This is a genomic window from Bifidobacterium bifidum ATCC 29521 = JCM 1255 = DSM 20456, from assembly GCF_001025135.1.
GTDB lineage: Bacteria > Actinomycetota > Actinomycetes > Actinomycetales > Bifidobacteriaceae > Bifidobacterium > Bifidobacterium bifidum.
Map to the genome: position 1 here is coordinate 1,316,094 of NZ_AP012323.1, position 18,424 is coordinate 1,334,517.

18 protein-coding genes are annotated in these 18,424 nt (G+C 63.9%); 3 read left to right on the plus strand and 15 right to left on the minus strand.

All coding sequences use genetic code 11. The features are described 5' to 3' along the window. Positions 1 to 9 precede the first annotated feature (9 nt). The 7 genes from BBBF_RS05590 to BBBF_RS05620 form a co-directional block, all read right to left on the minus strand. Positions 10 to 720, minus strand: coding sequence for an ABC-2 transporter permease (locus BBBF_RS05590; RefSeq protein WP_014760314.1), 711 nt, complete (start codon positions 718 to 720; stop codon positions 10 to 12). A 1-nt stretch (position 721) separates the two neighbouring features. After that, positions 722 to 1,462, minus strand: coding sequence for an ABC-2 transporter permease (locus BBBF_RS05595; protein ID WP_017143445.1), 741 nt, complete (start codon positions 1,460 to 1,462; stop codon positions 722 to 724). Beyond that, positions 1,446 to 2,405, minus strand: a complete 960-nt coding sequence (locus BBBF_RS05600) for an ABC transporter ATP-binding protein (RefSeq protein WP_014760316.1) — start codon at positions 2,403 to 2,405, stop codon at positions 1,446 to 1,448. The genes BBBF_RS05595 and BBBF_RS05600 overlap by 17 nt, the downstream gene beginning before the upstream one ends. A 95-nt stretch (positions 2,406 to 2,500) precedes the next feature. Further along, on the minus strand, positions 2,501 to 2,875 hold the full coding sequence (locus BBBF_RS05605; RefSeq protein WP_003813473.1) for a GntR family transcriptional regulator: 375 nt from the start codon (positions 2,873 to 2,875) through the stop codon (positions 2,501 to 2,503). 120 nt (positions 2,876 to 2,995) lie between these two features. Then, positions 2,996 to 3,655: an HAD family hydrolase gene (locus BBBF_RS05610; RefSeq protein WP_014760317.1), complete on the minus strand. Its 660-nt coding sequence runs from the start codon at positions 3,653 to 3,655 to the stop codon at positions 2,996 to 2,998. A gap of 58 nt (positions 3,656 to 3,713) precedes the next feature. Further along, entirely contained in the window at positions 3,714 to 5,480 is a 1,767-nt protein-coding gene (gene recN / locus BBBF_RS05615; protein ID WP_021648511.1) for a DNA repair protein RecN, read from the minus strand. Continuing rightward, positions 5,473 to 6,447 (minus strand): NAD kinase, encoded by a 975-nt coding sequence (locus BBBF_RS05620; protein ID WP_014760319.1) that lies wholly within the window; start codon positions 6,445 to 6,447, stop codon positions 5,473 to 5,475. Before BBBF_RS05620 ends, recN begins: the two co-directional genes overlap by 8 nt. 260 nt (positions 6,448 to 6,707) lie before the next feature. Between BBBF_RS05620 and BBBF_RS05630 the strand changes: the two genes are divergently transcribed. From BBBF_RS05630 to BBBF_RS05640, 3 genes are all read left to right on the plus strand, one after another. Continuing rightward, the gene (locus tag BBBF_RS05630) at positions 6,708 to 8,171 is read left to right on the plus strand and encodes a TrkH family potassium uptake protein (protein ID WP_014760320.1); all 1,464 of its coding nucleotides are present in this window, start codon (positions 6,708 to 6,710) and stop codon (positions 8,169 to 8,171) included. 180 nt (positions 8,172 to 8,351) lie between these two features. Beyond that, positions 8,352 to 9,005, plus strand: a complete 654-nt coding sequence (locus tag BBBF_RS05635) for a potassium channel family protein (RefSeq protein WP_003818088.1) — start codon at positions 8,352 to 8,354, stop codon at positions 9,003 to 9,005. A gap of 146 nt (positions 9,006 to 9,151) precedes the next feature. After that, positions 9,152 to 9,826 carry a hypothetical protein gene (locus BBBF_RS05640; RefSeq protein WP_021648514.1) on the plus strand — a complete coding sequence of 225 codons (675 nt, stop codon included), beginning with the start codon at positions 9,152 to 9,154 and terminating at the stop codon, positions 9,824 to 9,826. 35 nt (positions 9,827 to 9,861) lie between these two features. Here the strand turns inward: BBBF_RS05640 and BBBF_RS05645 are convergent, their stop codons facing one another. The 8 genes from BBBF_RS05645 to argH all read right to left on the minus strand — a co-directional run bounded on the left by BBBF_RS05645 (position 9,862) and on the right by argH (position 18,310). Beyond that, on the minus strand, positions 9,862 to 10,620 hold the full coding sequence (locus BBBF_RS05645) for a TlyA family rRNA (cytidine-2'-O)-methyltransferase (RefSeq protein ID WP_003818085.1): 759 nt from the start codon (positions 10,618 to 10,620) through the stop codon (positions 9,862 to 9,864). A gap of 48 nt (positions 10,621 to 10,668) precedes the next feature. Next, positions 10,669 to 10,797, minus strand: a complete 129-nt coding sequence (locus tag BBBF_RS10525) for a hypothetical protein (RefSeq protein ID WP_003813489.1) — start codon at positions 10,795 to 10,797, stop codon at positions 10,669 to 10,671. Positions 10,798 to 10,877: 80 nt separating this feature from the next. Next, a complete protein-coding gene (locus BBBF_RS05650) occupies positions 10,878 to 11,912 on the minus strand; it encodes an HAD-IIA family hydrolase (RefSeq protein WP_021648515.1) in 1,035 nt (344 codons plus the stop codon). Between the two features lie 5 nt (positions 11,913 to 11,917). Further along, positions 11,918 to 13,729, minus strand: coding sequence for a tetratricopeptide repeat protein (locus BBBF_RS05655; protein WP_033510112.1), 1,812 nt, complete (start codon positions 13,727 to 13,729; stop codon positions 11,918 to 11,920). A gap of 134 nt (positions 13,730 to 13,863) precedes the next feature. Beyond that, the gene (tyrS, locus tag BBBF_RS05660; protein ID WP_003813495.1) at positions 13,864 to 15,186 is read right to left on the minus strand and encodes a tyrosine--tRNA ligase; all 1,323 of its coding nucleotides are present in this window, start codon (positions 15,184 to 15,186) and stop codon (positions 13,864 to 13,866) included. A 136-nt stretch (positions 15,187 to 15,322) separates the two neighbouring features. Further along, complete coding sequence (locus BBBF_RS05665) at positions 15,323 to 16,102, minus strand: putative ABC transporter permease (RefSeq protein ID WP_021648518.1); 780 nt, start codon at positions 16,100 to 16,102, stop codon at positions 15,323 to 15,325. Continuing rightward, entirely contained in the window at positions 16,102 to 16,689 is a 588-nt protein-coding gene (locus tag BBBF_RS05670) for an HD domain-containing protein (RefSeq protein ID WP_003822352.1), read from the minus strand. The genes BBBF_RS05665 and BBBF_RS05670 overlap by 1 nt, the downstream gene beginning before the upstream one ends. A 133-nt stretch (positions 16,690 to 16,822) precedes the next feature. Beyond that, on the minus strand, positions 16,823 to 18,310 hold the full coding sequence (gene argH, locus BBBF_RS05675; RefSeq protein WP_013363574.1) for an argininosuccinate lyase: 1,488 nt from the start codon (positions 18,308 to 18,310) through the stop codon (positions 16,823 to 16,825). Between the last annotated feature and the right edge of the window lie 114 nt (positions 18,311 to 18,424).

Genomic DNA, 18,424 nt, shown 5'->3' on the forward strand with positions numbered 1-18,424 from the left:
TAAAGGGGCTTACAGCTCTTTGGCGCGGTAGAAGCGGATGGCCAGAGCGGCGGAGATGCAGTAGACGCCCACGCACAGCACGACGGCAATCAGAGCGGCACGCCACCATACGCTCATGAAATCCGCGACGCCTTGCAGCAAGCCCTGCCAATCAAACGGCAATCTGGACAGCAACGCGACGAGTGCATACAGCCCGACTATGACCACAACGAATATCCGCATCATCGCCCGGAACGTGAACCGGTACGAAAACGCCATCAGAATCGATCCGACGATCAGGGAGAACGCGACGATGACGGCGCTCGGTATCATGGCACCGGCCCAGCCGGAATCCATCATGTCGCCGAAGGCGAAGAAGACGCTGCATGCCATCACGTCCACGGTCCACATCGCGCAGGTCACCAGCAGAAACAGGAACCGTCCGGCCACCTGCGACGTACGGGCGATGGGAATCATCCCGTTCATGGCCCGATGACCGCCGCTCTCCTCCGCAACATTCACGCTCAAGGCGGACATCCACGACATCACCGCAGCCATGCCGCATACGCCGCCGTAGACGCTGACGGCGACCTGTCCGGGTGCGCCGGTCACGGTCAGCACCAGCGCGGCCACGCAGGACAGCACGGGAAACAGCAACATGAACAGCATGTTGGACAACCCGAACAAATCCACTCGCACGCAATCGAACCTGCACTGCCTCACTACGGAACTCCAGCGCATCTCACCACTCCTTTGCCTTGTACACGCGCACGGCGATCGCATACGAGACCGCATACGCCGCGGCGGAGACCGCGACCAGCATCGCGGACAGCCAGAAACGATGCGAGACGACGGCGTCCACCACGCCCATCACCTTGGCGATCATCGATACGGGGAGGACTGACGGGATGAACGCCCCGATCAACGTGACGACATAGAACACCCACACCGTGATCTGCAGTCCGATGATCTTGTCCCACAAACAGGAAACGGGCATGATCACCGCAATAATCAGCACGATGGCCAGACCGCCCACGCCGGCCACCCACAGATTGCCCGTGAATGACCAATCACGGCGGACAAGCGGCTGCACCCCATCGATCAATGCAATCACCACGGCCCCGTACACGGCCAGAGCCAGTCCCATCAAGTACCGCGAGGCCATCTGGTTCCGCCGCGATGCGGGCGCCAACCCGCGCAGCCGGTACCCGCTCTGCATGTCGATGAGCGGCACGGTCAGCACCATCATGGCGGGCGAGAACACCGCCATGACGACGCCCAACCGGAAACCGAAGCCGTCGACGAACGCCCCGCCGTTGAACATGATCGAAAACACCGGTGCGAGCAGCACCGAGGCGAATGATTGCATGGCGCCGTCGCCCAGCAGATACGCCAGGTCCAGATGCAATGCGGTCGCCAGCCCACGATTTCCCCGCCGTGCCTGCACGGCACGGGATGGCACGGTCTCAGTCAACGTTCCCATGGCCGACCTCCTTGAGTGCAGACGCGGCCTCGGGCGAAGACGCGACGGAATCACGGGCGTTGGTCAGGCGGATGATATCGTCGATGGAGGCCGGCTCGACGACGATATCGGCAACGGCTGCGCTGACGGTGCCGAGGCTGTCGGAGCGCACCAGCGCATCGAAACCGGTCTGGTATGTGTGCGAGCCAAGCACCACGCCGGCAGGCAGCTGGGCCAACTCGCCCGGCCCGCCCTTGACTATACGGAACGATTCCTCGAATTCGTCCTTCGGCCCGGTGTAGTAGAGCCTTCCACCAGTGATGTAGGTGATGAAGTCGGCCGCACGTTCGAGGTCGACGGTGATATGGGTGCTGAACAGCACCGAATGCTCGCCGTCCTCGATGTAGGCGTGCAGCATGTCCATGAGTTCGTCGCGGGCGAGCACGTCGAGTCCGCTGGTCGGCTCGTCGAGGATGAGCAGTTTGGCGTCATGGCTCAACGCGATGGCGAGCATCAGCTTCATCTGCATGCCCCTCGAAAGGTCCTTGATCTTCTTCTTGCCGTTCTGAGCTCCCCCGAGACCGAAATCGTCCAGGTACCGCCGATACCGATCCCCGTTCCATGCCGGGTAGAGCGGGGCGACGATGCGCTCGACCTTCGAGACCTTCCACTGTTCGTACAGGTAGCTGGAGTCGAACACGACGCCCAGCCGTTCCTTGACGGCCTCCTCGTCAATGATGTTGTCGAGGCCGAGCACCTGGATGCTGCCGTGGTCCCGTCGGATCATGTTGAGGATCAGCTTGATCAGCGTGGATTTTCCGGCGCCGTTCGGGCCGATCAGCCCCATGATGTAGCCCTTGGGCAGGTCGAAGGTCACGTCGTCCAGCACGAAGCCGGAGTCGTAGTGCTTGGTGACGCCGGTGACCGCAAGGGCCATCGTGTCGGGTTCGGATATGGTGGTCATGGCTATGGTCCTTTTTTGGGAAACTCTCTCGTCCCGTGGCCTCGCGTATCACAGCGACGCCACGGTGTTCGCAGGTTGCCGGCCAATGCCGGCACTCACTGCTTGCGGTACTCGTCTTCGAGCATGCGGCCCAGTTCACTCAGCGCGATGTCGGCGGCTTTGGCCGCGCGTATCGCCTCGGCCAGGTTTTCGCGGACCTGGGTTTCGAGCTGACGTCGCATCAGCTCGTTGCCCTTGTCCATCACGAAGGTGCCTTTGCCCTGGAGGTTCTGCACCACGCCCTCATCGGCCAGTTCGTTGTACGCCCTGGTGACGGTGAGCACGGAGACGCGCAGTTCCTTGGCGAGTTTGCGCAGCGAGGGCAAGGCCTCCCCTGCCTCAAGCTCGCCGCTCATCACGGCGCTGCGAATCTGGTTCTTGATTTGCTCGTAGATGGGTTCTCCGGACACGGATGAGATGATCAGTTTCATCTATGCCCCTTTCCATGTGTCTCCAGTATCACAGCCGGATTACTGTTCTACTGTTACATATAACAGTAGAACACTTATGGACAACTGTCAAGGTCGAGAGCATAACAGTTGCGCGTCGGTTCACAGACTGCGCGGAGCCTCGCTGAAATCAAACAGCACGCCGTCGGCGAGACCGCAGATATCCGGCCAGTCCCCGTCAGAAGAATCATCATGGATCGCCCATACCCGCATGCCGACGGACTTGGCGGACCGCATCGCCACCAGCAGATCCTCGAACACCGTGCACTGCTCCGGCACCACGCCCAGACGGCCGGCGGCCAGAAGGAACACGTCGGGACGGTCCTTGCCGACATCGTTCGCATCGTCGACGCTGACAATCTGGTCGAAATAGTCGAAAATGCCGACGTGCTTCATCGCCGGCTCGCGCAACGCCGGCGGCAGGGACGTGGCGACGGCCAGCTTCGCACCCGACCGCCTGAGATACGACAGGTATTCGACCGCATGCGGCTTGGCCTCCACCACCGTCGAATAGGCGACGCGCGCCATGTCATCCCACTCCTGCATCAGCGCCTCGGGCGTGTCAGGCAGGCCAAATCGGGCGATCGTGTATTCGGCGATCTGCCGGAACTGCATCGCCGCCACCTTGCCCATGTAGTCGGCAGGGACCTCGATGCCCCGTTTGGCGAGGAAATCGATGTCGACCTGATCCCATACGCCCATGGAATCCAGCAACGTTCCGTCAAGATCGAAGATTGCCGCCTTGCCGTGGTTGTCGTCCATGATGTTCCTTCCGCTATTGCCGGTTATCCGGTCCGTATGTGCGCGCTGGCCGTCCCGGCTATGTCAGCGACGATGATGCCAACAGCTCGCGCGCGTGGTCGAGCGACGCCTCGGATTCGCTGCCGGACAGCATCCGGGCGATCTCATGGGCGCGCGCGTCGCCGCATACCTCGGCGACCGTGGTCGTCACCGCGGACTGCCCGCCGTCCGAGGCGCCCTTGGTCACGACGAACTGCGCGTCCGCCCATGAGGCCACCTGAGCCAGGTGCGTGACAACGATGACCTGCGAGGTCCGCGCGAGACGGGCGAGACGCCGCCCCAGCTCCACTGCGGCCTTGCCGCCGACACCGGCGTCGACCTCGTCGAAGATGAACGTCATCGGCCCGCCCTCGCCCGCGGGAGCCGCACTCGAACGCCGATCCGCGGCGGCGAGCTCCAATGCGAGCATCAGGCGGCTCAGCTCACCGCCGGAAGCGCTTTTGCCCATCGGCAGCTGCGGGGATCCAGGGAACGGCGTGAACAGGAATTCGATGTCATCGCGGCCGTTCGCGTCCAGCGGCCATGTCGAGGCCTCGCCGGCGGAATCGGATACGAGTACCGCCTCTTCCCCGCGATCCGTGACGCGGATATCGAGCCGCGCCCCGGCCATGGCCAGCGACGACAGCTCGTCGGTGACGGTGGCGGCCAGCGACTGCGCCGCGGCCCGTCGCGCCTCGCTCAGCGCCCCGGCATCCTGCAGGGCCCGGTCGAATGCGGCTTCGCGCTCGTCCTGCAGCTGGGCGACCTTCTCAGGAGACGCGTCCAGATCCTCGACCTCGAACGTCGCCTTGTCGCGCCATGCAATCACGTCCTGCAGCGTCGGCCCCCAGCGCCGGGTCAGCTCGCCCAGCTCGTGGATGCGCGCGTTGATGGCATCCAGATCCTCGACGCTCTCCTCGCCGTCAAGCTCACGCGACAGCGAGAACACGATATCCGACAGATCCGCGTTCAGGGATTCCAGACGGTCAGCCAATTCGCCGAAATCACCGTCGACACGGATGTCGCGCAATGAGGAGATCGCCTGATTCAGCAGATCAGACGCGCTCGATGAATCGGCGTCGACATCCACCTGGGAGGCGTCAAGCGCCGCAAGCGCCCGGCTGACACCCTGCGCGATATCGGCGGCGTTCTCGATGCGGGCGCGACGGCCTTTGAGCTCCTCGTCCTCGCCGGGCTGGGGGTCGGCGCGGTTGATGCGCTGGATGGATTCGCGCAGATAGTCCGCACGCTGTCTGGCGGACGACTCCTGATGGCGCAGCCGTTCCAGACGGTCATCAAGATCGCGCAGAGCATCCCATGAATGACGGTACCGCGCCAGCAGATCATCATCGCCGGCGACCATGTCAAGGAACTCCCGCTGCCTGGATGCGGCGGCGATGCGCAACTGGTCGGCCTGCCCGTGAATCGTCACCAACTGCGACGCCAGTGATTCCAAGACCGAGCGGGGGGCGCTCTTGCCGTTCAGCACGGCACGGGACCGGCCCGACACCGGCACCGTGCGCGACAAGTACAACTCCCCGTCCTCCAGCACGGCACCGGCATCGCGGGCCTCCTGCGCCACGCCGCCGCGGTCATCCACGGCGAACACGCCTTGCGCCCATGCCTCCGAAGCGCCCGGGGACACGCGCCCGCTGCTGGCCGGTCCGCCGGAAATCAGCCGGATGGCGCTCAACAGCATGGACTTGCCCGCTCCGGTCTCGCCGGTGATCGCGGTCATTCCCCCGGCCGGCGTGAGCAGGGCACGATGAATCGGGCCGAGGTCATGAATTTCCAGTTCCTCAAGCATGGTCGGCCCCCTGCTCGCCGGAAGAAGGCACCGCGGCCGTGTCCGCTGCACCCCTTGCACGCGTGCGCTGCGCCGAGGAACCACCGTTCCTCGCGTGCTCGCGCCATCCGACCACCGGCAGATCGAATTTGGTGACCAGACGGTTCGTGAACGGCACACCGGACAGCCGGGCCAGCCGCAACGTGCTCTTCGACTCGCGCACCTCGACGCGGGTCCCCTTCGGCAGGGCGCACTGCCGTCGTCCGTCGCAACAGATCCAGCCTTCGGACGACGAATCGTCGAGGATGTCCAGAGTGAACGTCGAGCCGGCGCCGATGATCAGCGGGCGGGCGAACAGAGCATGCGCCGCCAGCGGCACCAGCTGCAGCGCCTTGACGTTCGGCCACATGATCGGCCCTCCCGCGGAGAACGCGTATGCGGTGGATCCGGTCGGCGTCGACACGATGACGCCGTCACAGCCGAACGAACTCATCTCCACATCGTCCACCCGGACCGACAGCTCGACCATCTTGCCACGGTCGGCGCGCTCCAAGGTGATGTCGTTCAGCGCCCAGTCCTGCAGCGGCTCATGCGCACCCGGCAGCCACACATCTACATGGGCGATCATGCGCTCGTCAATCGAATAGTCATGGTCGGCGACGCGCCGGATCGCCTCGCTCATCTGGAAACTCTCGAATTCGGCCAGAAAACCGACATGACCCATGTTCACGCCGAGAATCGGCACCTGCGTGCAATGCACCAGTTCAGCGGCCCGCAGTATCGTGCCGTCGCCGCCAAGCACCACGACGATCTCGGTGTCCTCGTCGACCTTGTGGGTCACGCCGCCGAACTGCGGCGCCTCGACGTTGTCGATGATCGACACCTCGAACCCGACGTTGCGCAGCCGGTCGACCGCCTCAGACACCACCGTGCCGCTTTCACGCAGACGCGAATGCGTCACCACCACTGCATGCCGAGCGCAGACCATCGCACACCTCATCATCATCCGAAACGACCACGTACTGTCATCCACAATATCCCATAAGGCGCCACGAACCGTTTATCCGCCGAAAACGAAACGCAAGCGCCGCCGGCGGCGCGTCCATGAAGACCGATCCGGGGCCGGGCGGGCCCGCGCCCGCGATGCGGACGACGGCGGCATCAGCGCCAAAGAATACTAAAATGGCGAGTGCAACCAGTCTGTTGCCGCGCTTGACGCGCGCCGACGCATACGAAGGAGCGGGGACCATGTCAAATCTCGTTTTTGACGAGTCCTCAGCGAACCGCGAGGCATCGCACGGCTACGCGTGGTGGTTCTCCGGCGACACGTTCGAGAAGGCCGCCGCCGAGGAGCGCACCCGCAGGAAACGCAGCTTCATTCACCATCTCACCTCGCATCCCGGCCGTCTGACCATCATCTACTTCCTGCTGCTGGTGGCTCTGTCCACCAGTCTGTTGCTGCTGCCGGTCTCCTCACACGAAGAGGAGCCGACCAGCTTCTCCACCGCGTTCTTCACCGCCGTGTCCGCACTGTCGACATGCGGCATCTCCATCGTGAACGCGACCACGCACTGGACCGCGTTCGGCCAGGTGGTGCTGCTGGTGTCGGTGCAGATGGGCGGCTTGGGCGTCATGACGTTCGCATCGCTGATCGCCCTGGCCGCCAACCATCACATGAAAGCCACGCAGAGGCTGCTCACCGCCAACGAGCTCGGCAACACGAAACTCAACGAGATCCGCGGCGTGCTCACCGTGGTCATCACCACCACGTTCATCATCGAGTCCGTCACGTTCCTCGCCCTGTTCCCCGGCCTGTACGGCATCAACAGGGGCAATGTCCGCCATACCGCCCGGGAGGCGCTGTTCTTCGCGGTCATGTCGTACAACAACGCCGGCTTCACGCCGGACGGCGCCGGCCTGCACGTCAACAACTGGGCGGTCGGCATGCCGATCATGGCCAGCGCGTTCTGCGGCACGCTGGGATTTCCCGTGCTGCTCAACCTCATGCGCTGCGCCCGCCACCGCACTCCCCCACGCCGTTGGAGCCTGCACACCAAGATCACCTTGGTGACGACGTTCTCGCTGGTGCTGCTGTCGCTGGCGTGGTTCCTGCTGGTGGAATGGGACAACCCGTTCCTGTTCAAGGGCGCCGACGTGGAGACGCGGCTGCGTTACGGGGTCGTCGCGGCGGTAATGCCGCGCAGCTCCGGCTTCGACCTGAGCTGGGTGCCGCAGGTGAGCGAGCCGACGAAGGTGTTCATGAGCGTCATCATGTTCATCGGCGGCGGCAGCACCTCCACGGCCGGCGGCATCCGCGTCACGACGTTCGCGGTCATCCTACTGATCTGCCGTGCCGCGTTCACCGGACACACCGACATCAACGCCTTCCGGCGCCGGATTCCGACGCGCGTGGCGATGACCGCGGTGAGCATCACCGCCGCCTGCCTGTTCCTAGTGCTGAGCGCTTCGCTGGCGTTGATGCTCGCCTCGGGCTGCTCGCTCACCGATGCCCTGTTCGACGCCTGTTCGTCGTTCGGGCTCGGCGGCTATTCGGTCGGCGTGGCGCGCGAGGACAATCCGGCGGCGTTGTTCATCCTCGCCACGGCGATGGTGGTGGGTCGTCTCGGTCCGATGACGATCGCATACGCGATCAACAGGCCCCGCGCCTTGGAATCGATACGATACCCCAACGAGCCCATCGTGGTCGGCTGAGGGCGCCACCGATACCGTCTGCATCCGACGGATGCCGCCGACTCCGCCTTTGTCGGACGGCCAGGGATGGCCATATCATGACGTAGAAGCGGTACCGTTCATCGCCGCCCGGAGAATCGGCGGCGTCCATGACGGCGGCACCGGCGCATCGCCGCGCACGGCGGCGGAAAGGATGATGGCATGGCACGCAACAACAGGAGCATTCTGGTCGTCGGACTGGGACGATTCGGCAGTTCGGTGGCGACCACGTTGGATTCCATGGGGCAGGACGTGCTCGCCGTCGACAAGGATCCCGAACTGGTCAACAGGTGGTCCGCGCAGGTTCCCACCGTTCAGGCCGACATGACCGACGTGCTCGCCGTCGAGCAGCTCAACGCGTCCGATTTCGACACCGCCGTCGTCGCCATTGGAGACAGCGTCGAGGCGTCGGTGATCACCGCCGGAAACCTGCTGGACGCCGGCATCAGCGACATCTGGGCGAAATCGGTGTCGAAGGAGCACGCGCGCATCCTGCAGCGCATCGGAGCGCGTCACATCATCAACGCCGAAACGGATGCAGGCAAGCGCGTCGGGCATCTGGTGTCCGGAAACTATCTGGATTACATCGAGATCGAGGGCTCGCACACCGTCGTCAAGATCCACACGCCTTCGCACGTGGTCGGCTATTCCATCGCGGACGCGAAGGTCAACGAACGCTACGGCGTCACCGTCGTCGGCATCAAGGCGCCCGGCAGCGAGTTCCAGTACGGTTCCAAGGAACTGGTCATGCACCGCAACGACGAACTCGTCATCATGGGCAAGCAGGACAACATCGACAAGTTCATTCGCGGCTGACCGACGCCAGGCACCCCTCCATACCCCCGTATGACCACATACTGAACGCAGGCACGTGCTGCAGCGGCATCCAATTGGTACAGTCAAAAAGATGTTGCGGCACAGTCGTCGCAACGTAACGACATGGCGGCGGCGAGGGTGGCGCAATGGGCAATATCACGATGGTTGACGGGCATGTGCCCGACGGCTCGTATCAAAACGTGACGACGAATGGAAGCTGCTCCTGCGATGCCGGCATGCGATTCGACGGTTTGCGTGCCCGCGGCTCGTTCGATGCGATGAGGCTCGACGGCGGGAACGTGCATTGCGAGGGGCGTCTGACCTGCCGCGGCGACATGCATGTCAACAGAATCAGCGGGCATGGCGAACTGCATGTCGGAGGCGACCTGCGTTGCTCCGCTCTGGATTTCACCGGCAAGATCATCGTGCAGGGCGATGTCATGTGCTCTGGCGGCATGACCGTTCGCGGACTGCTGCGCAACCGTTCATGCATCGTCACGAGATACCTGGATATGCAGGGCACGTTGGACGCGGACGAGCTGCGCACCGAACGGCTGCGGATGACTCCCCTGTCAAGCGCCATGTTCGGGCGCAGCGGCATGACGGAATTCACCCGGACGAGCAACGCCGAACGAATCATCGGCGGCGATTTGCGTGTCAGCAGGCTCATCTGCACCCTGATGCAGGGCGTCTTCATACGGTTGACTGACGAATCGCATGTGGAACGCGCCTCGTGCATCACGAAGCTCGCCATGGACAGCACGTCCAGCGTATTGCTGGTATCCGGTGCCGCCAAGCGTGTGTATCTGCGCAATACGTGACACGGACGACGAATCCGCGCGCGATGCGGCGTTTTTCAGTCGGCCTTTGCGGCGATGTCATCCATGCGGGCGAACAGCAGGAACTCCGTGTTCCCGTGGGTGCCCTCGATCGGTGACGGGGCGGTTCCCGCAACCGTCAACCCATGCTGGTTCGCGCAATCGACGACCGTCTCCAGCGCCTGATCGCGCAGATGCCGATCCTCCACGATACCGCCCTTGCCGAGATTGCCCTTGCCCACTTCGAACTGCGGTTTGACGAGCAGCACCACTGAGGCTCCGGGCGCGGCGATGCGCGCAATGACCGGGATGACGTATGTCAGGGAGATGAAGGACACGTCCGACACGATCATGTCCGGCCGATACGGCAGATTCGCGGCGGTCACGTCGCGGATGTTGACACCGCTCATCTCGATGATGCGCGGGTCGCGCGCGATACGACTATCGAGCTGACCATGCCCCACATCCAGGGCGATGACCTGAGCGGCTCCCCTGCGCAGCAGCACGTCGCAGAAGCCGCCGGTCGAGGCACCGATGTCCAGGCAGCGCAGGCCGCGCGGCGAAGGCAGGCCTCGACCGGAGAACTCGTCGAAGGCGCCGATCAGCTTGTACGCGCCGCGAGACACGTAGTCGTCGCCCTTGTCGACGGTGATCGAGGACGCGGTGGCCACGTTCGCGGCCGGTTTGGTGACGGCGACACCGTCGACCAGCACATGGCCGTCACGGATCAGCCGCTGTGCCTTGGAGCGGCTCGGCACCAATCCCAGACCGACGATGAGCGCATCAAGACGTTCCATTCCTGCACCTTTCACATCCGGTGGTTTCCCTGCCAGCGGCCTTGTCTTTCAGTGGTTCTCGTCGAGCTCGCGCTGCAGCTGGCCGAGCACGTCGCGGAATACCTCGATGCGCTGGTCGTCGTCTTTGCCGTCAAGGTCGGCGAGCTGTGGGTAACGTTCGGTGATATCGTCCGGCATGGCCGCTCCTTATGCCCAGTGTTTCATGTGCCTCTGCACGTCACGGAAAACGCCGCCGGCCTTGCGGCGGGCGGCGATGATCACAGTGAGAATTCCGGCAATGAGACCGAACCGATGTCCCCACCGTTGTCGGCGTACGTCCATGCAGCGGCGCAGGCCGCGCGCAGGGCGTTGATGTCGGTCGCGTCGCTCACCGTCAGTGAGTCGTCTTCCAGCCGGGCGGTCGCGTCGGCGCACGTCCAGACGTTGCCGTCGCTCGCATCGGTGGATGGCTGGGCCTCCTGCAGTCCGCGCAGGTCGCGGACGATATAGGACGGGCGCAGATGCGCCGGCGCCGTCATCAGCTCATGCGGGTTGGTGACGCCGGTCAGCACCGCGAGGGAATCGTATCCGCCGCGGTTGCCGGCCTCGATGTCCGTATCGAGACGGTCGCCTATCGCCAGGCACGATTCACGACTGACCGGCTCCGTCTCGTTTCCCGCGGCCAGCAGTCGGGCCTCGTCGTACATGGCAGACTCGGGCTTGCCCGCGGATGCGATCGGCTCGGCGCCGGTCGCGTTGATGACCGCCTGGATCATGGAACCGCATCCCGGCGCGATGCCGAGCTCGCGGGGAATGGTCAGGTCGCGGTTGGTGACGAGATACAGCGCGCCCCGCTCCACCGCGTACGAGACCTCCGCCATCTGCTGCCACGTCATGTCCGGATACCATCCCTGGATGACCGCCTCCGGGGTGTCCTCGGCATGGTCTACCACGGTGAGTCCCTGACCGGCCACTTCCTCGCGCAGATGCTCGGCACCCAGCACGAGGATGCGCGCTCCGGCCGGAACGTGCCGGGCCACCATGCGGGCGGCCACCACGGACGAGGTGATGACCTGCCGCGGTTCGACGTCAAGGCCGAAGCCTCGAAGCTGCTCGGCGACGACGCGCTGGAAACGGGAGGAGTTGTTGGTGGTGTATTCCACCTGCATTCCCGCACGCTGCGCCGCCCTGATGGAATCGGCGGCGTGTTCCACCGGGTTCTTGCCCCGGTAGACGACGCCGTCCAGATCGAGCAGCGCCAGCCGGTACGTCTGAGATATGGGACGGTCGGTGGATTTGAGCATGGCGTTCATGCGCGTCACTCGTCCTGCGCTTCCGCAGCCGGTTCGGCGGCATCCAAAGCTTCCGCTTCGTCCGTCTGTGCATCGTCGGCTTCGGCGGGTTCCGCGTCCTCGGCTTCATCAGCGGCTTCGCCGGTGTCATCGGCGTTCTGGTCGGCGGGGTCGGTGAAGGATTCGGCGCCTTCTTCGGTCTCCTTGGCCGTCAGCTCCTCCTCGTCGGCCAGCGGGCCGTCAAGGGACGCCTCGTCTTCGGCATCGGGGTTCTGGCCGGCTTCGGCATCGGCTGAGTCATCGGAGTCATCCGATTCGGCATCGTCCGACTCGTCGCCGTATCCGTCTTCGGAGCCGCCGTACATGTCGTCGTAGTCGTCGGGCGCGAACTGGGCGTCGTCCTCGCTGATGCCGAGCATGTCGAGCTCGTCATCGGTGAAGTGCTCCATGTCGTGATCGATAATCACGTCGTCCACGGTCTCGTCCTCATCGGCTTCGGCGTACTGGGTTTCGAGACGGTCGAGCAGGTCGTCCAATGCGGCGGCCTCCTCGGTACGGCCGCACTCGTCGAGGAAGTACTGCTCGGCCTGCACGGCACGCATGCGGTATTCGCCCGGCAGCCCTTTGGAACGTCCGAGCGTGTGGACGATCTCGATGGCCTTGTCCCACATCTTGAGGTCGGCGAGGGCACCGGCATAGACCAGGAACATCTCGGCCTTCGCCTCGCCATGCAACGCCTTGGCATCGTCGGAGCGCACCACTTCGATGGCCTTCTTGGGATCGCCGTTGCCGCGTTCGCAGTCGGCGATGAACGGCAGGTAGTCGAGGAAGCCGTTCATGCGGTACGCGGTGCGGAACTCACGCAGGGCGAGCTTGTAATCGCCCTGACGGTACGCGATGAAGGCAAGCGTCTCACGGGAGAAATCGATGCGCGACGCCTGATGAGCAGCCCACTTGGCGTGGGCGAGGGCCAGTTCGGGATCCTTCTCCTCCAGCGCATAGGCGGCGAGGATGTGCAGGCCGATGTTCTCGGCGTGCTCCTTGGACAGGCCGCGCAGGCGTTCACGCTCTTCCTTGGACAGCATGGACCATTCCATGCCCTTGGGCATCTTCGGCTCGTTCGGACGACGATCCGTATAGGGGTTCTGCGAAGGGTAGCTTACCGTGCCGTCGGAATTGCGACGGGGACCGTTCATATAGTCCTGACGCTTCTGCTCCCGATATTCGCGCTTCTCCTCGGCGGAGAACTCGCGACGCTCGCCGTCGCGGCGGTCATCGCGCTGATAGCGCGGACGATCGCCATCACGATGGAAGTCGCGGCGGTCATCGCGACGGTAACGCGGGTTGTCGCCGCCGCGGCGGTCATCGCGACGGAAACCACCACGATCACCATCCTTGCGGAAACCACCCTTGTGGAAGTCACGGCGCTCCCCATCCTTGTGGAAACCGCCATCCCGGCGGAACCCGCCCTGATCACCGTCACGACGCGGACCGCGATGGAAATCACGACGATCACCATCGCGACGGTCGTCACGACGGAAACCGCCGCGCTCACCATCACGACGGAACGGACGGTCACCATCACGACGGTCATCGCGACGGAAACCACCACGATCACCATCCTTGCGGAAACCACCCTTGTGGAAGTCACGGCGCTCCCCATCCTTATGGAAACCGCCCTTGCCGCGGTACCCGCTATGCTCGCTGTCGCGCCGGAATCCGCCGCGGTCGCCGTCCTTGCGGTAACCGCCCGACTTGCGGTAACCGCCGGAACGTCCGGAGCCGTAACCGCGGTTGCCGTATGATTTGCCGCCGGAGCGGCCCTGTTCTTCTGCCATACGTGTATGCCTTTCTTAATGCAAAGTCTGTTGTTGCGATGCGATGCCACGATGAGCGGGATGGTCTCCATGCCGGCGCAACCACCCCAGCCGGCCCTGGCCGGCAGCTCCCCGCCAGTGGGAGCAGGAATGAATCAGTGCTTCTCGACGACGCCGAGCGCCTTCTTGCCGCGGCGGATGAGCGCGAAACGACCGTGCAGGAAATCGTCCTGGCCCAATGTCTGCTCTTCGTCGGTCACACGGTTGTTGTTCAGATACACGCCACCGGACTTGATGGTCTTGCGGGCCTCGGAAATAGACTTGAACAGGCCTGCCTTCACCCCGGCCTCGGTGATGCGGTCGTCGATGCCGACGGACGCGAACGTCTTGGCACCGGACTCGTCCTCTATCTTGAGTCCGTCGATGGCGGCTTCAAGCGTGTCCTCGTCGATGGAGGCAAGGTCGCCGCCGCGCCCGAACAGGGCTGCGGACGCGTCGATCGCCGCCTGCGTCGCGGCCTCGCCATGCACGAAGCTGGTCACTTCCCATGCGAGGGTGCGCTGGGCTTCGCGTGCGCCGGGATTGGTGCGCGATTCTTCGGCGAGTCGTTCGATCTCGGCCTTTGGCAGGAACGTGAATGCCTTGAGCAGGCCTTCCATCTCGACGTCGGGGCGGTTGAACCAGAACTGGTAGAACCGGTACGGGCTGAGCATGGTGGCATCGAGCCACACCGCGTTGCCTTCGGATTTGCCGAATTTCTTTCCGGTGGCGTCGGTGATGATCGGGCTGGTGAACACGTTCACCGTGGCGCCGCGCACCTTGCGAATCAGGTCCATGCCGGAGGTCAGGTTGCCCCACTGGTCGGATCCGCCGATTTCCAGCGTGCAGCCGTACTCGTCGAACAGGTGAAGGAAGTCGTTGCCCTGCAGCACCTGGTAGCTGAATTCCGTGAAGGAGATGCCCTCCTCGGAGTTCAGACGACGCGCGACCGTGTCCTTGGCCAGCATGGTGCCGAGTCGGAAGTTCTTACCGACGTCGCGCAGGAAGTCGATGACGGACATCTGCGCGGTCCAGTCGTAATTGGAGACGAAACGCACCGGATTGTCGCCGTAGGTTTCCAGAATGCCGCCGATCTGCCGCTTGAGCCGTTCGGCCCAGCCGGCGACGACGTCCTTCGGGTTGAGGGTGCGCTCGCCCGACTGGCGGGGGTCGCCAATCAGACCGGTCGCGCCGCCGACCAAGGCGATCGGATGATGCCCGGCGGCCTGAAGGTGACGCATGTTGATCAGCTGCACGAGATTGCCGATATGCAGCGACGCCGCGGTCGGGTCGAAGCCGCAATAATAGGTGACCGGCTCCCCGTTCAACGCTTCGGCGAGTTGTTTCCTGTCGGTGGACTGGGAAATCAACCCGCGCCATTCCAGTTCTTCAAGGACGGAATCGAATCCGGCCTCTTTGAAATCGGTGACGTGAGCCATGGATATTGGTACTCCCTATCAAATTCTGGGCATTGTGCATCTATCAGTCTCGCAGAACATATCGACAGCATGCGCCAGGACGGCTGCCCGCGAAACGTCGGGGAATGCTCCCCGGTTCGTCGCTTGAATCCGGCCGTCAGTGACGGTACAGGCTTTCGAGAATCCGGCGCAGCTGCTCCAGCACATCGTTGTTGCGTTCGGTGCGCAGTTTCGGGAACGAGGCGATCATTCGACGCTGCTGACGGTTGAAGATGGACATCGCCGCGTCCCTGACCCGCATCATGAAGTCGAACGACATCTCTTTGCCGGATTTCCACGATTCGCTCATCTTGCCGGTGACATCGCTGACGGCGACCTTCATGGCGTCTCCGTAATGCGTCATGGCGGCCATGAGATTGTCGAGACTGTTCTCGAAATGCATGATGCCGCACACCGTGACGACGAGGTCGATCAGCGTGAGCACGAACAGCACCCCGCACAGCCAGTGGATGGCGGGCAGCGGCAGCCGGTCGGTGACACCTGCAACCTGCGGCTGGATCACCGACGTGATGAGCACGCCGCCCACGCCGAACACGAACGCCCCCAGCAGGCAGATGCGCCCGTTAAGATTGAATTTGTAGTCGGAGTAGTCCCACCAGCGGGCATGAAACAGCGCCTCCATGACCCAGGATGTGACGTATTCCAGTATGCTGGCACCGACCATCGAAAGCAGGAACACCACCAGGGGATTGTGTACCTGTCCCAGCACCACGACGGCGCCGACTGCGCCCGCACCGTAAATCGGGCACACCGGGCCGTTGAGGAATCCGCGGTTGACTGGCCGGCGCTCCAGGATGGACACGAGAATGGACTCGTACACCCATCCGCAGAAGCTGTAGAACAGGAACCACAGGAACAGTTTTTCCACGAACAGCATCAGGCCAGCACCTCCCGGCTCCGTGAGGGCTTGTGCCGCCCGTCGTGCGCGGACGCTGCGGATGCTCCGCTTTCGATTGCGGCGAGGGGTTTACCGGACTCCAGTTGCGGCTTGGAGAACCGCTCCAGGGAGAAGGTCTCCCGCGTGGCACTGATCTTGTCGGCCATGGTGACCAGATAGCCTTCGATGTAGCTCGGCGGCTTGAGCGTCATGGGGAACATGTGGCATGCGATGCTGTCACGTTCGATCGCGTTGAGGCGGAAGTCACGCACTGCGTTGCGCAATGCAGCCTGCCCGTGCGTGAACCCGTGCAGCCTATGGGCGCCGTCATCCCAGTCATGCCAGTCATACAGGAAGTAATCGTGCAGCAGAGCCGCGCGGACCAGCGAATGCAGATCGACCTTGTCCCACAGATGCAGGCGGTCGGCCATCCACACGGCGAGGCACGCCACGCGGATAGAATGCGCGAATGTCGTCACCGCTCCATGCTGGTAGCATCCGCGCTCGATATGCTGCATATGATCATGGACGATGATGTCGTGCCCATGCTCGTTGACCAACGACCGAATCTGATTGCGCGTCAGCACACTGTTTCCCTTCGCCCGAATCCGTCTTCCGTATGTCTGTGTCTCTTCCAGTCATGATTCTAGGTCAGACTCCTGTCACGCGGGTTCATCCTTCAGGATGAGCCCGCGCGCGCTGGCGGGGACGTGGAGGCGGTCAGTCGGTGACGGAACGCAGGGACTTCGGGGACTTGTAGGCCGGACCATCGCTCACGGAGTTGGCGAACACGCGCAGCGCGTCGACGGTGGCCTTGGCGCAGGCGATCTGTTCACGTACACGGGCCGGCGACGTGCCGCCCTTGCCGTTGCGGGCGGACACAGAGCCTTCGGTGGACAGCACCTCACGCACCTGCGGGGCCTTGTCGGCGGGCAGGAAGTCACGGAAGATCCCGATGAAATCGTCATCCGTGAGATCCCACAGCTCCTGGCCACGGCCTTCGGCGAGCTTGACGCATGCACCGGAAAGCTCATGCGCGTGACGGAACGGCACACCATTCTTGACGAGCCATTCGGCGATGTCCGTGGCGAGCGCGAATCCGGTCGGCGCTTCGGCCGCAAGACGGTCGTGGTCGAAGCTCATGGTGGCGATCATACCGGTGAAGGCGGGCAGCAGCACCTCCAGCGTATCGACCTGGTCGAAGACCGCCTCCTTGTCTTCCTGCAGGTCGCGGGCGTACGCGGTGGGCAGGCCCTTGAGCGTGGCGAGCAGGCCTGTCAGGTCGCCGATGAGACGGCCGGACTTGCCGCGGGCGAGCTCGGCGATGTCGGGGTTCTTCTTCTGCGGCATGATCGAGGAGCCGGTGGAGTAGGCGTCATCGAGACGCACGAACGCGAATTCCTGGGTGTTCCAGATGATGATCTCCTCGCTCAGACGCGAGATGTCGACGCCGGCCATGGCGGCGACGAACGCGAATTCGGCCACCAGATCGCGCGAGGCGGTGCCGTCGATGGAGTTCTCGGTAACCTTGCCGAAACCGAGTTCTCGGGCGACCGCGACCGGCTCCAGTCCGAGCGTGTTGCCGGCGAGCGCCCCGGAGCCGTACGGGCTGGCGTCGATGCGCTTGTCCCAATCCACGAGTCGCTGCACGTCACGCAGCAGCGGCCACACGTGTGCCATGAGCTGATGCGCGAGCAGCACGGGCTGGGCGTGCTGCATGTGGGTGCGGCCAGGCATGACGGTGCCACCGGCCTTGACCGACTGGTCGATCAGCGCGGATGCGAGGGAAAGCAGCTGACCTGCGATGACGCGGGAGTGGCGGCGCAGCCACATGCGGATCAGGCAGGCGATCTGATCGTTGCGGGAACGGCCGGCGCGCAGTTTGCCGCCGAGCTCGTCGCCTGCGATCTCCAGCAGGCCGCGCTCCAGCGCGGTGGCCTCGTCCTCGTCGTCTTCGATGGGCGCAAACGCACCGGAGTCGACGCGGCGCTGCAGCTCGTCAAGCGAGGCTTCCATGCGGCTGAGCTCATCGGCGGTCAGCAGGCCTGCGCGGCCGAGGGCACGCGCGTGGGCGCGGGAACCAGCGATGTCGTCATCGGCGAGTCGCCAGTCGAACTGCGTGGATTTCGACAGACGGGCCAGCTCGGGCGACGGTCCGGAAGTGAAGCGGCCGCCCCACAGGGCGAGGTATTCGGTGTTTTCAGCCATGCGATACTCCTTGGAGAATGGGCATATTCGTGCGGTTTCGACTGTCTGCCAGACTATCAGCGTTGTGATACATTCCCGTGGCGGCTCTCCGGTCGAGCGGCCAGACATACACAA